At 45.7% G+C, this 14,183-nt stretch carries 12 protein-coding genes; 4 read left to right on the top strand and 8 right to left on the bottom strand.

The genetic code is table 11. The annotated features are described in order from the left end of the window. Positions 1–11: 11 nt before the first annotated feature. The gene (locus tag BLU80_RS02080; RefSeq protein ID WP_091392641.1) at positions 12–575 is read right to left on the bottom strand and encodes a YeeE/YedE family protein; all 564 of its coding nucleotides are present in this window, start codon (positions 573–575) and stop codon (positions 12–14) included. 595 nt (positions 576–1,170) lie between these two features. Here BLU80_RS02080 and BLU80_RS02070 point away from each other — a divergent pair. Further along, on the top strand, positions 1,171–2,019 hold the full coding sequence (locus BLU80_RS02070; RefSeq protein WP_091392637.1) for a HEPN domain-containing protein: 849 nt from the start codon (positions 1,171–1,173) through the stop codon (positions 2,017–2,019). Between the two features lie 134 nt (positions 2,020–2,153). Here the strand turns inward: BLU80_RS02070 and BLU80_RS02065 are convergent, their stop codons facing one another. Genes BLU80_RS02065 through frr form a run of 3 tightly spaced genes read right to left on the bottom strand, consistent with a single transcriptional unit; the run spans position 2,154 to position 5,031 of the window. Then, complete coding sequence (locus BLU80_RS02065) at positions 2,154–3,350, bottom strand: phosphoglycerate kinase (protein ID WP_091392633.1); 1,197 nt, start codon at positions 3,348–3,350, stop codon at positions 2,154–2,156. A gap of 51 nt (positions 3,351–3,401) precedes the next feature. Continuing rightward, positions 3,402–4,430, bottom strand: a complete 1,029-nt coding sequence (gene pheS, locus BLU80_RS02060) for a phenylalanine--tRNA ligase subunit alpha (protein WP_091392631.1) — start codon at positions 4,428–4,430, stop codon at positions 3,402–3,404. A 37-nt stretch (positions 4,431–4,467) separates the two neighbouring features. Further along, a complete protein-coding gene (gene frr, locus BLU80_RS02055) occupies positions 4,468–5,031 on the bottom strand; it encodes a ribosome recycling factor (protein ID WP_091392629.1) in 564 nt (187 codons plus the stop codon). 328 nt (positions 5,032–5,359) lie between these two features. On the opposite strand from frr, the gene BLU80_RS02050 reads away from it, so the two are divergent. After that, complete coding sequence (locus BLU80_RS02050) at positions 5,360–6,208, top strand: transketolase (RefSeq protein WP_091392627.1); 849 nt, start codon at positions 5,360–5,362, stop codon at positions 6,206–6,208. Between the two features lie 172 nt (positions 6,209–6,380). After that, the gene (locus tag BLU80_RS02045; protein WP_091392625.1) at positions 6,381–6,926 is read left to right on the top strand and encodes a DUF4251 domain-containing protein; all 546 of its coding nucleotides are present in this window, start codon (positions 6,381–6,383) and stop codon (positions 6,924–6,926) included. A gap of 214 nt (positions 6,927–7,140) precedes the next feature. On the opposite strand, the gene typA is transcribed toward BLU80_RS02045, so the two are convergent. From typA to BLU80_RS02025, 4 genes are all read right to left on the bottom strand, one after another. Continuing rightward, a complete protein-coding gene (gene typA / locus BLU80_RS02040; RefSeq protein ID WP_091392623.1) occupies positions 7,141–8,943 on the bottom strand; it encodes a translational GTPase TypA in 1,803 nt (600 codons plus the stop codon). Positions 8,944–9,195: 252 nt separating this feature from the next. Then, positions 9,196–10,764, bottom strand: coding sequence for a ribonuclease Y (rny, locus tag BLU80_RS02035; RefSeq protein WP_091392621.1), 1,569 nt, complete (start codon positions 10,762–10,764; stop codon positions 9,196–9,198). 180 nt (positions 10,765–10,944) lie between these two features. Continuing rightward, on the bottom strand, positions 10,945–12,210 hold the full coding sequence (locus tag BLU80_RS02030; RefSeq protein ID WP_091392619.1) for an ABC transporter permease: 1,266 nt from the start codon (positions 12,208–12,210) through the stop codon (positions 10,945–10,947). 163 nt (positions 12,211–12,373) lie between these two features. Next, positions 12,374–12,721 carry a hypothetical protein gene (locus tag BLU80_RS02025; RefSeq protein WP_091392617.1) on the bottom strand — a complete coding sequence of 116 codons (348 nt, stop codon included), beginning with the start codon at positions 12,719–12,721 and terminating at the stop codon, positions 12,374–12,376. 183 nt (positions 12,722–12,904) lie between these two features. Between BLU80_RS02025 and BLU80_RS02020 the strand changes: the two genes are divergently transcribed. After that, positions 12,905–14,176 (top strand): exo-beta-N-acetylmuramidase NamZ family protein, encoded by a 1,272-nt coding sequence (locus BLU80_RS02020; RefSeq protein ID WP_091392614.1) that lies wholly within the window; start codon positions 12,905–12,907, stop codon positions 14,174–14,176. Positions 14,177–14,183 lie beyond the last annotated feature (7 nt).

The raw sequence follows: 14,183 nt of genomic DNA, 5'->3' as shown, positions 1-14,183 counted from the left end.
GTAAATAAAATTTAAAGTAACAAAATATAGGGCAGAATCAGATTGGCCATGATAAATCCACCAATCATAAAACAGGTAGTGGCAATTAAAGAAGGAAACTGCAGATTAGATAATCCCATGATGGCATGTCCACTGGTGCACCCACCGGCATACCGGGTACCAAATCCCACTAAAAAGCCGCCGACTACCATGAGAAAAAATCCTTTTAGCGTCCATAGGGAATGCCAATTGATAATATCCTGAGGAACCATATTGCTGTAATCCGTAATGCCGTAACCGGCCAGCTCTTTAACCAATTTCGGATTTACACTGACCGGCCCCGGCGCTGAAAGAAACTGAACCGAGATAACCCCGCCCAGGAAAATGCCAAGGACAAAAAATAAATTCCACTTCTCTTTTCTCCAGTCATATTTAAAAAACTGAATCCCGGAAGGAATACAGGAAGCACAAATATGCCTCAGCGAGGAGCTGACACCTAATGGCTTATTTCCTAATATCAATAAGGCAGGAACCGTTAAGCCGATGAGTGGACCTGCTATATACCAGGGCCAGGGCTGTTTTAAAAATTCAAGCATATCCTTTCAATTTAAGTTTACAGATCAAATTTAAGCGCTTTTCTCTCCATAACAGTGAGAAAATACAGCTATCTATAGTTTCCGCTCTGACACACACAAAGAGGCGTATTTTCCAGATAAATAGTCATCAACCCGGGCTAAAAAGTGATTTCTCCGGGCTTCATAAAAATTAATGGAATAAAATACGCTATTATTTTTTAAGCAATTTTAATAACATTAAACATAATTCATAATTATAAACCGCTATTTAAATTTAAAAAACAATTCAAAAATTCGGCTGATAAAACTGCACAAATTTGGCAGGGGTTTTATACCCCATTTTGGCAGATGAAAAACGGGGAAGTTGAAAAATTTAATTTGGAAATCAATGGATAAGAGATGTATTTTTGGTATAAATATGGAATCTAGGATTGCATTGCATATGAAAAAATCACCTTTATTGGTTGCATGATTTTGGGTTTCTGAACGCATGTTTCATTCTCCTAATCGCCCAGTCAGCAATCCATAAAAATCAGTCCAGTTTATCTGCATTGAAAATCATGTAACCAATTTAGGTGAACTTTTGAAGAAAATTTATTCAATCAAATTATAAAACATGGATATTAACTCAGGCCAACATCAAAACAATCAGACGCTCAATCATCCTATGCAGGGGATTGCCCCTCACAAGACGAATGTCATAAGTCCTTTGGTCCAGTTCATTGTAGCCGCGCTGGCTCCATCAAAAATATATAAAATAAAACGACCCGAACAAAGTCATATGGATCCGGATCCATATATTGATCTTATGGTGGTGTTGCCCTCTAAAAGCAATCCATCTTTTTTTGAACTGCAGTCCGGTTTAGAATTGTCTTATATAAAAGACAATAAAGTGGCATGCTCCATTCAGAATGAAGAGGAACTGTTGAAACGGTTACAAGAAGGCCAGATATTCTACGCTTTACATTGCACTCCCGAAAATTTGGTATATGACGATCAGGCCTTGGATTATCCGGTCCCCGCGCCTGAACTTATAAAAACAACGAAAGAAGATGCGATGATCGATTTTGAAAAGAATTATGCAAAAGCACTGGCTTTCAGATCGGCCGCTACTTCCCTGTTAGAAAACGATACGACAACGGTTGCCATTTTCTTATTGCACCAGGCAGCGGAGCTTAGTCTGCGCGCATTGCTACTTAGTCTGAGCGGTCAGGAAACTAAAACCCATGAAATCAGACGCATCCAAAAACAGGTCCACAGGTACGCACCACCGCTCTCTGATATTTTTCCGGAAGAAACGCTGGAGGAGCGGTTTCTTTTGGAAGAGTTCGACCTGGCCTATACACACGCGCGCTATTGCGATGCTTATAAAATAGCGGCAGCAGATCTGGATATCATTATCCATAAAGTCAACTTGCTGCTGGAGAGGACACGGCAGACAGCAGACAGCTATTTAAAAATTTAGTACCCGTCTTTTAAACGGTTGCTTGCCACAAATAATACGGGGATGCCTAATTGAATTAAGCATCCCCGTATCTGTTATCATTTAAGCCGGGAATAACCATTTTGCATACAAAGATTATTTCCAGTTGCTATTTACTATTCACTGATCGCTGCAATACCTGGTAAAATTTTACCTTCAAAATATTCCAGTAAAGCACCACCACCGGTGGAGACATAACTGATTTTATCTCCCAGATTAAATTTATTGACAGCAGCAACGCTATCTCCGCCACCCACTAAAGAAAAGGCACCGTTAGCTGTTGCCTCTGCCACCGCTTCCGCAATGCATTTGGTACCGCCCTGGAAGTTTTCCATTTCAAAAACACCCATTGGTCCGTTCCATAAAATGGTTTTGGAATTTTTGATGACATTGGAGAAACTCTTACGCGCTTCTTCCGCAATATCCAGTCCCAGCCAGCCGGCAGGGATATTCGTGCTGGGCGCTGCAGAGACTTCCGCATCGGCAGCAAATTTATCGGCAATGATAGAGTCACTTGGCAGGTGGATATTAACCCCTTTGTCTGCTGCTTTTTTCAGCAGCTCCAGGGCCGTATCGAGCCTGTCTTCTTCGCAAAGTGAGCTCCCGATCTGACCGCCCTGCGCCTTGAAGAAGGTATAGGCCATACCGCCTCCGATAATGATATCGGTGGCTCTTTCCAGCAGGTTTTCAATAATTAAGATTTTATCGGATACTTTGGCACCTCCGATAATGGCGCAAAATGGATTCTCTGCTTTGTGCAGTACTTTTTCAGCACTGGCAACTTCTGCCTGCATTAAAAGACCGAACATTTTTTTATCTGCTGCAAAGAATTGTGCAATGACGGCGGTAGAAGCGTGGGCTCTGTGTGCTGTTCCAAAGGCATCATTAACGTACACATCGCCTAATTTGCTGAGTTTTTCAGCGAAGGCTTTGTCTCCTTTTTCTTCCTCAGGATAAAAACGCAGGTTTTCCAGCAGTAACACCTGACCCGGAAGCAAGGCTGCCGCTTTCTCAGTGGCCTCTGCACCAATACAGTCATCTGCAAACTGAACATCCACACCTAAGAGTTCACTGACGCGGCCCATGATATGTTTTAAAGAGAATTTATCTTCCGGACCGCTTTTAGGTCGGCCTAAATGGCTCATCAGTATCACACTGCCGCCATCCGCCAGAATTTTTTTAATGGTAGGTACCGCTGCCCGGATGCGGGTATCATCGGTAACGGCCAGTGTCTGTTTATCTAAAGGCACATTAAAATCCACGCGGATCAGCGCTTTTTGCCCTTTAAAATCGTAATCGTTAAACTTGCTCATGCTTTTTTGTTTTTGTTTGATGTGAGTGGAGGAGGTCTTGCTTACTAGCTGCTACACAGCGCCGGTAAATTGCTGTAGGAAACGAATATCATTTTGAGAGTATAACCGGAGGTCGTTGACCCGGTACTTCAGCTGTGTGATACGCTCTACGCCCATACCAAAGGCAAAGCCGGTATATTTATTGGAATCTATGCCAAAATTCTCCAGCACGTTGGGGTGGACCATACCACTACCGAGTATCTCTACCCAACCGGTATGTTTACATACGTTACAGCCTTTTCCTTCACAGATAAGGCAGCTGATATCCATTTCTGCACTGGGCTCTGTAAAGGGGAAATAACTGGGTCTGAATCTTACCTTCACCTCTTTGCCGAACATTTCCTGTACGAAGAAGTATAAAGTCTGTTTGAGATCTGCAAAGCTTACATTCTCAGCGATATATAACCCTTCTACCTGATGGAAAAAACAGTGCGCACGGGCACTGATGGTTTCATTGCGGTAAACCCTGCCGGGGCAGATGACCCGGATAGGCGGTTTTTGGGATTCCATCACCCTGGCCTGTACACTGCTCGTGTGGGTTCTGAGCAGCCAGGACGGGTTCTGGGAAATATAAAAGGTATCCTGCATATCTCTGGCAGGATGGTCTTCGGGCAGGTTCATGGCCCCGAAATTGTGCCAGTCGTCCTCAATATCCGGCCCTTCTGCGATTGCAAAACCGAGCTTTTTAAAGATGGAGACAATTCTGCCACGCACGATGCTTAACGGATGCCTGGTGCCGACCCCGACAAAATCGCCCGGCAGGGACAGATCAAATTTCTGATCATCTTCACCAGCCGACTCGTTGGCATCCTGGAGGCTTTCCAGTTTGGCTTCTGCCAGTTTTTTAAATTCATTAAGCGCCTGGCCGGCTGCCTTGCGCTGGTCGGGCTGAATATCCTTCATGGAACCCATGAGGCTTTTTACAATCCCCTTGGTGCCCAGGTACTGGATACGGAAGGCTTCGACCTGCTCCCTACCGGAAGGAGAAGCGGCCTCTATGGCCGCTGTATATTGCTGAATCTGTTTAAGTAATTCGTCCATAATCTGTTGGGGTGAAGGAAAACACCCCCTTTATTCCTTAGATCTCCATGATTTCTTTTTCTTTGGCGGCCAGCACATTATCCACTTCCAGGATAAACTTATCGGTGAGTTCCTGTACGCTTTTCTCGCCCCCTTTGGCTAAATCCTCACTCAGCCCGTCTTTTTGCAGCTTTTTAATCTGTTCGATGCTGTCTCTGCGGATGGTCCGGATGCCGACTTTGCCGTTTTCTCCTTCCGCAGTAGCTCTTTTAAAGAGCTCTCTTCTGCGCTCTTCTGTGAGCGGTGGTAAAAACAGGCGGATCTGTACCCCGTCATTTTGCGGTGTCAGCCCGATATTAGCGGCCATAATGGCTCTTTCTATAACGCTGAGCATGTTTTTTTCCCAGGGCTGGATAGTTATGGTTCTGGCATCCATCACGCTTATATTAGCCACCTGGCTGATCGGGGTCGGATTGCCATAATATTCGGCCACTACCCCGTCTAAGATGGAGACAGAGGCCTTACCCGCCCGGATCCTGGATAGTTCAACATCCAGGTGCGCCATGCGCTTTTTCATTCCCGACTGGGCTTCACTTAATATCGACTCTATTGTATCTGACATAAAAATTCCATTTTAAGTGTGGCGAAATTAACTTAAAAGATCGTTTGTGCCATGATTTTTTCCCAAATATTTAGTTATTCTATAACCTGTACATGCCCGCAGCGCTCCTTGTAAACCCTTACTAAAAGCCTGTTTTACAAAAACAATCGTTCGCTTAAAACAGGTGAACCGGCTACGGCCCCCCTGTTTTCGAAGCGCCTTGTCTGCTGCAGGCAAATTCCCCAAAATCATTGGAGCTGACTTGAACACATTAGACTAAAATGCTTTATCTTCGAAGCTGAAAAAATCATTGAACAAAAAAGCATTTAAACAAAAAAGACTACACTACATGGCAGATAGTAAACAACTGGAGCAGACTGCAACGCAGATCCGCCGCGATATCGTCAGAATGGTACATGGTTGTCAAAGTGGTCACCCCGGAGGCTCTCTGGGTTGTGCTGACTACTTTACCGCCCTTTACTTTGATGTAATGAAACGTAAAGAAGGTTTTGATATGGATGGGATCGGAGAAGACCTGTTCTTCCTGTCAAATGGCCATATTTCTCCTGTATTTTACGCAACACTTGCGCGTGCAGGCTATTTTGATCCTAAAGAATTAGCGACTTTCCGTCAGATCAACTCTCGTCTGCAGGGTCATCCGACCACTCATGAACATTTACCAGGTATCCGGATTGCCAGCGGTTCGCTGGGTCAGGGCTTAAGTGTTGCACTTGGAGCAGCACTGGCTAAAAAACAAAACGGAGACGATAACTACGTTTATGCATTATGCGGAGACGGTGAACTGGAAGAAGGTCAGAACTGGGAAGCTATCATGGCCATCCCGAACCTGGATGTGGAAAGACTGATTGTAACCGTTGACTGGAATGGCCAGCAAATCGACGGACCCACTAAAGAAGTAATGGATCTTGGCGACTTACCGGCTAAATTCAAGGCCTTTAAATGGCAGGTGATTGTCCTGGAACAGGGTAATGACATTGCTGCTATCTCTGCCGCCTTAAAACAGGCCAAAGAGCAGGCTAAACCAGGCAGCCCCGTGGTTATCCTGATGAAGACCGTTATGGGTAAAGGGGTCGACTTCATGGAAGGTCACCACGAATGGCATGGCATCGCTCCTAATGATGAGCAACTGGCCAGCGCCTTAAAACAATTACCGGAAACTTCAATCGGTGACTATTAACCTTAAATAGCCTGCTGATTTTACCAGTATAATTTTATGATTTTCAAACGGGGTAGCTCTGCTGCCCCGTTTTTTTTTGGGCTCCTTACCGCCTCCATCCGTTTACTCGCCGATTTACTTTGCGGGTTCTTTTAAATTGTGGTAACTTTAGTAGCATATTAAATCCATCCCCATGAAAACAGCATTTATCGCCCTGTTCTCCATGGCTATACTCAGCCTTGCCGCCTGCAGTGCCACTAAGAGTAATATAGATAAAACCGCCGAACAGGAGAAAGTCGGCACCCTGGTACAGTCCGGTAGCTTTGTTTATAATGCGACCAGCGCCAACCCTTTAAGGACCAATGTGCTGAGCATCCTGCCAAATGGCGGCGGTCAGCAGCTGCGGCAATTAGGAGCGGGTTATTATCTGTCCGTGACGAGGGATTCCTTAAAAGTGCACCTGCCCTTTTACGGCAGGTCTTATCAGGCAGAAATGGATCCCACCAAAGGCGGCATTGACTTCGAGAGTACGGATTTTAAATACAGCTATGAGACCTCCAAAAGAGGTTATTATATTGCCACCATCAAGGTGAACAATCAAAAATCAGCCGATAAGCTGATTTTAAATATCTCTTCCAATGGCTATACCACCTTACAGGTGCAGAGCATCAACCGGGATCAGATGGGCTTTTATGGAAAAATAGAGGCTCAAAAATCAGATATCCTCAATGGCAATTAGCCTGGTGTACCTCCCCACTTAGAACCGGCTTTTTTACCGTATTAATAGCAAAAAAAACACCCTGCCGGTTTACCTGACAGGGTGTTCTTTTCTTCTTTCTCTTTCTTTCTTCTTAAACTAAACTTCTATTCTTCTCGAATCTTCATCTATCTGCTAAAAAACCTGTAGGCTGTTTTTAGCCTGTCCACACTATTCAAGGCCTGCGCTATCCGCTTTAGGCTTTCATGCTTTTGGATTGTTTTCTTCTGTCTTCTTCATTTAACAGCGTCTTACGCAGACGAATGCTTTTGGGTGTCACTTCAATACACTCATCATCCTGAATATATTCCATGCACTCTTCCAGCGTCATCTGGATTTTAGGAACGATTCTCACAGAATCATCACTACCGCTCGCCCGCATGTTGGTCAGTTTTTTACCTTCCGTTGCATTCACGACCAGATCACCTGGTTTGATATGCTCAGCAATAATCTGGCCGATATAAACGTCTTCTCCCGGATCTACAAAGAAGGAGCCTCTGTCTTGTAATTTATCAATAGAGTAAGCGGTGGTGCTCGCCTGGTTCTTAGAAATCAACACACCGTTGTTTCTGCCGGGGATCACACCTTTCCAGGGTTTGTAATCAATGAAACGATGAGCCATTACCGCCTCACCGGCAGTATTGGTCAGCATCTGAGAACGCAGACCGATCAGTCCTCTGGAAGGAATCTCAAATTCCAGGTGCTGCATTTCACCCTTGCTTTCCATGATCAGCATCTCACCTTTACGTTGTGTAACCAGGTCAATGACTTTGCCGGAGAAATCAGCCGGTACGTCTACAACCAGGTTTTCATAAGGTTCATTCTTTTTACCATCGATTTGCTTCACCAGTACCTGTGGCTGTCCGACAGTCAGCTCATATCCTTCCCTGCGCATGGTTTCAATCAGTACTCCTAAGTGCAGGATACCACGGCCATAAACCAGGAAGCTGTCAGCGCTGTCTGTATCTTCTACTTTTAAAGCCAGATTTTTCTCTGTCTCTTTAAACAGACGGTCTCTTAAGTGTCTGGAAGTAACAAATTTACCTTCCTTACCAAAGAACGGAGAGGTGTTGATGGAAAACATCATGCTCATGGTCGGTTCATCTACCGCAATGACGGGCAATGCTTCGGGAACTTCTGAGTCGCAGATGGTGTCTCCGATATTAAAATCCTCCAGTCCTACTACAGCACAAAGGTCACCGGCCATCACTTCCGTAGCCCGGCGTTTACCCATGCCTTCAAAAACATAGAGTTCTTTTACTTTAGATTTTTTGATGGAACCGTCCGCCTGTACCAGGGCGATCTGCTGTGCTTCCTTGATGGATCCGCGGGTTACCTTACCTACGGCGATACGGCCCAGGAAGGAAGAGTAATCCAAAGAAGTAATCTGCATCTGCAAAGGACCTTCATTGACGACAGGTTCCGGAACATATTTCAGGATACCATCCATTAGTGGCTCAATGCCTTCAATCTCGGTTAAAGAGTCATTGAACCAGCCGTTTTTACCACTACCATAGAAGGTAGGGAAATCCAGCTGCTCTTCGGTAGCATCCAGGTTAAAGAACAGTTCGAATACTGCGTCATGTACCTCGTCGGGACGGCAGTTCGGTTTATCGACTTTATTGATAACGACAATCGGCTTTAAATTCAGTTGTAAAGCTTTTTGCAGTACAAATCTTGTCTGTGGCATCGGACCTTCAAAAGCATCCACCAATAATATAACGCCATCGGCCATTTTCAGGACGCGCTCTACCTCTCCGCCAAAGTCGGAGTGACCGGGCGTATCGATAACGTTAATTTTTATGCCTTTATAATTAACCGCCGCATTTTTACTGAAAATGGTAATCCCTCTTTCTCTTTCCAGATCATTATTATCCATGATCAGTTCACCGGAGTCCTGGTTTTCACGGAAGACCTTGGTTGTGTGTAAGATCTTGTCTACCAGTGTGGTTTTACCGTGGTCAACGTGCGCAATTATGGCAATGTTTCTGATGTCCATTAAAATAATTTTATATTAAGGGCGCAAAGGTACTAAATATTCAACGCAATTCGTGGCAATCAGCCGGGTTTTATAATGTTTAATCATAAAATAACCTGAAAAGGGAGGCAGATAACCTGCATTTACCGGAAAATATCCCCCTGGTTCGTTTAGATGATTAAGCCACCTTCCAGCACCAACAAGCCCCTTTTTTATAAGCAGTTACTTATAAAAAAGGGGCTTCTGTCTTGTTATTTTTAAGCCGGTTGTCTTTTACCTGGCTACATTGACGGCTCTTTTCTCGCGGATAACGGTCACCTTGATCTGACCGGGATAGGTCATTTCTGTCTGGATTTTCTGTGCGATCTCAAAACTGAGTTTATTGGAATCCTCATCGGTTACCTTGTCTGCCTCCACAATCACGCGCAGCTCACGACCCGCCTGGATGGCATAGGCCTTTTCCACACCGCTGTATGCCTGTGCCAGCGATTCCAGGTCTTTGATACGCTGGATATACTGCTGCATGATCTCTCTACGGGCGCCCGGGCGGGCACCGCTGATGGCGTCACAGGCCTGTACGATAGGAGAAATGACATAGAGCATTTCCATTTCATCGTGGTGGGCACCGATGGCGTTCACGACCGCCGGATTTTCCCCGTATTTTTCAGCCAGTTTGGCGCCATATAACGCATGGCTTAATTCTGTTTCTTCATCCGGCACTTTACCGATGTCATGCAGTAAGCCAGCTCTTTTGGCCAGTTTAGGGTTCAGCCCTAACTCAGAGGCCATAATACCACAAAGATTGGCGGTTTCCCTACTGTGCATCAGCAGGTTCTGTCCGTAAGAGGACCTGAAGCGCATTTTTCCGACGATGCGCACCAGTTCTTTATGCAGCCCGTGAATACCGAGCTCAATAATCGTACGCTCCCCGATCTCCATGACCTGCTCTTCGAGCTGACGGCGGGTTTTTTCCACCACTTCCTCGATTCTTGCCGGGTGGATACGTCCGTCAGAGACCAGGCGCTGTAAGGACAGGCGGGCGATCTCACGACGCAGGGGATCAAAACTGGATAAGATGACCGCTTCCGGGGTATCATCTACAATCAGATCCACACCGGTGGCTGCTTCAATGGCCCGGATATTACGTCCTTCCCTACCGATAATCTGTCCTTTGACTTCATCGGTTTCCAGGTTGAATACCGTGACGGTATTTTCAATGGTCTGCTCCGCTGCCGTACGCTGAATGGACTGGATAATGATTTTTCTGGCCTCTTTATTGGCTTTCTGCTTGGCATCTTCAATGATTTCCTGTTGCAGGCTGAGGGCCTGTGTACGGGCTTCACTTTTCAGATTTTCAATGAGTTGCGCCTTGGCTTCTTCAGAAGATAGATTGGAGATTTTTTCCAGGCGGCGGATATGCTCTTCCTGGTGCTTTTCCAGTTCTGTACGTTTTAAGTTCACGACTTCAATCTGTTTATTCAGATTGTCTTTAATAACATTGTTTTCCTTAATCTGCTTATCCAGGGAATTTTCCTTTTGGTTGATGGTATTCTCCTTTTGCTTGATTTTATTTTCAATGTCTCCGATCTTTTTATTTCTCTCCAGGATCTCTTTGTCGTGTTCTGCCTTTAATTGTACAAATTTTTCTTTTGCTTCTAACTGTTTCTCTTTTTTGATGGTTTCAGCGCGCAGATGTGCTTCTTTTACAATGCCTTTCGCCTTTAGCTCGGCCTCCTCTAGTTGCTTGCGGTTATCTTTTGCGAAGATGAACTTGCCCGCTATAATACCCGCTACCACGCCAACAATGGCCACGATAGCTTCAAATATCAATTCCGACGTCATTTTATTTTGATTAAGTTTTTCGTTATGTAAATGGTTGCCTAATGCTCATTAGCTTAGGCTAATAACCCACAAATGTAACGAAAGGAAATTAGAAAATATGCATGAAAATAAGAGGAAATTTCCATTATATCCTCTGAATCAAAAAATAAGATGCGATTTTTTTAATATTTCCGGGGTGTTTTATTCATAGCGCAGGGCCTGAATCGGGTTCAGGCGGGCGGCTTTAATAGCCGGATAGAGTCCGGCCAGCAGCCCTACGGCTGAACAGACTAGCACACCGGCAATCACCCAGCCCCAGGGTATGATAAAGCCGGTACCCATTACAATGGCAAAAAGATTGCCCACCAAGATACCCAGCAGTATCCCGATAAGTGCCCCCAGGAGGCTGATCATCGTAGATTCAAAAAGAAACTGTCTGCGGATATCTTTTCTTTTACCTCCGATGGCTTTGACCAGGCCTATCTCCTTGGTTCTTTCACTGACAGCCACCAGCATGATATTGGTCAGGCCGATGGCGGCGCCGATCAGGGTAATAAAGCCAATGGCTACGGCGCCCCCTTCAATAGAGCCCAAAGAACCGATGAGCTTTTCTGCCAGCTCATCGCTTTTGTTAATGACAAAATTATCCGCTTCCGTGGGCTGCAGCTTTCTGACCCTTCTGAAATCAGCCACAGCAGCCTCGGCTGCCTGGTTGACCAGGGCCACGTTTGTGGAGGCGATCCCCATGGAAAAGGAGCTGGCTGAGCTTAATTTAGCGCGTCTGATATTATTATAAGAGGTGAGTATGAAATTATCCTGGCTGCCGCCGGCACCGGAGCCCTTGGCTGCCAGTACGCCGATAACCCGGTAAGGCAGTGCCCCTACCAGGATGGTTTTATCCAGGGCGGACTGGGGCCGGCCCCCAAAAAGCTTACCTGCCACATCGTTTCCCAGCACGCAGACATTTCTGCCGGACTGCACATCGGCTGCATTTAGATTTCTGCCATAGGCCATGGTGAAGCCATTGACCGTCAGGTAGTTTTCATCTCCGCCACTGACCCCTACATTAGGATTGGTCTTGACATTCAGGTAATGGAGTTCCGCACTTCCCTGGGCGTCCAGCGCAATACTGACGGTCGCGGGGAACTTATAAATGGATTTAAACAGCTCGGCTTCCTGCAGGCTGATCGGTTTATCCAGGTTGGATTTTTTATGCAGCTTGCCGTCATCTGATTTTTCTTTGACCTGATTGCCAAAACGGGCCCGGTCTTTATAGGTAATGGTAAACCCGTTGGCCCCCATGGAAGAAAAGCTGGAACGCATTTTATCCTTGATGGCAGTCGTCGCCGTTACAATACCGATTAAAGCCATGATTCCCAGGGCGATAATGGTTACTGTGATACCGGTTCTGAGCTTATTGCTTTTTACCGTCTGAAAGGCCAGTCTTATAGAATCCGTAAGCACCATAGGATAAAGATAAGCGCCGGGAAGTATTTGACCTTATTTTTTAGAAGAAAGGACAAACAGTTATTTAAATGGCGCTTACGACCCTGCGAGCCCGGCCTTGCCGGCTATAAAACCAGGCTGACTTTCTTGATTTTTACGGGGTGGTAAAGACGCTGAACGCTCTTTAAATAACGCCCTGGTTTTGAAAATAAAACAGTACATGGTCCTTGAGCAGGTTCTCCTGTTCAAAAAGACTCTGGGCCTTATGTTCTTTCAGCTGGTTAAAATGCGGCCAGCCGTCTTCATCCACATGGTCCAGCTCATAATAACCGCTGGGCATCAGCACCGTACATAGTGCCACATGCATCAGATCCTGTTTTTGTTCCTTTGAGATATTGTCCTGTATAAATCCGGTTTCCTGTAATCCTATTAAAAAAAGTATTGATTCTAAATCAGGTTTCTTGCCAAACTTGTCCATGAGCGTTTGCTCGAGCTGCCACCATCTTTGTATTAAGTCATCTTGTGCATTCATAGAAGCAAATGTAGGTTTTTTAACAGCTTTTGAGATAGCTTTCTGGTGGCCTAAGCCCTAAAAGGCGCTTTCCGGCAAGTTAGTATCCAGGTAATTGCTTATTTTTAAGGAGTTTTTAGAGGTTCACGGGTGGTGAACCCTAGAAAGCGGACCTGTAATAATCTTAACAAAGAAACAAAGACGATGAAACAACTAACCTATCCTAAGTCTCTTTTAATGCAAATGCCTAAACGGCTTTTATTACTACTACCGGTATTGCTGTTATGCTCGGTTCAGACTAGCAGGGCCGGCGCCGGTACCCTGAACGCCTCCTTAGTAAGTGATACGGATTCTATTATTACCGGGGCTGATCAGACCAGCGAGTATCTGCCGCTTTTACAGGGAAAGCGGGTGGCCATCCTGGCCAACCCCTCTTCCATCATTGGTCAGGAGTCACTGGTGGACAGTCTGCTTGCTTTAGGGGTACAGGTAGTAAAAGTCTTTGGCCCTGAGCATGGCTTCAGGGGGAATGCCAGCAACGGCGCCCAGGTGGGTAATGAAGTGGACGCTAAAACGGGTATTCCCATTATCTCTTTATATGGTAAGAAAAAAAGCCCTTCCGCCCAGGATCTGGCGGATGTAGATGTGTTTATATTTGATATCCAGGATGTAGGCTGCAGGTTTTATACCTATATAAATGTGCTCAGAAACGCCATGCAGTCCTGCGCTACCAATCATAAACCTTTTATTGTACTGGACCGCCCCAATCCAAACGGCTACCTGGTGGACGGCCCTATATTAGATATGCGCTTAAAATCCGGTATTGGCCAGTTCCCGGTTCCGATCAGCTATGGCATGACCATCGGTGAATTTGCCCGGATGATTAACGGTGAGGGCTGGATGGGTAAGGGCCTGCACTGTGACTTAAAGGTGATTACCCTTAAAAATTATACACATCAGACGCGCTATACGCTGCCAGTGGCGCCTTCTCCTAACCTGAATACACAGCAGAGCATCCTGCTATACCCGACGCTCTGTTTATTTGAAGGTACCATCATCAGTCAGGGGCGCGGCACCCATTTTCCTTTTACGGTTTTAGGCGCCCCCCTGTTAAAAGGGAAATATGATTTTTCTTTTACCCCCAAAGGCATCCAAGGCATGAGTGAACATCCTTTGCATGAGAACAACACCTGTTACGGACTGGATTTAAGGGATTATCCGGTGGACAGCCTGGAGGCCTCCGGGCAGCTGCACCTGCAGTGGCTGATAGACCTATACGAGGCCTATCCGGATAAGGCCCGTTTTTTTGACCGCAGTCAAAGCAGCCAGATGGGTAATTTTGATTACCTGGCCGGCAATTACGACCTTAAACAACAAATCATCCGTCATACCCCGATAGAAAAAATCCGGGCCTCCTGGGAGCCCGGACTCAATGCCTTTAAGAAAATTCGCAGCAAATACCTGCTCTATCCTTAAAGAAGAT

Source organism: Arachidicoccus rhizosphaerae (assembly GCF_900107765.1).
Classification (GTDB): Bacteria; Bacteroidota; Bacteroidia; order Chitinophagales; family Chitinophagaceae; genus Arachidicoccus; species Arachidicoccus rhizosphaerae.
Note: the sequence above shows the minus strand (reverse complement) of the source record. Positions and strands in the feature narration are given on the sequence as shown.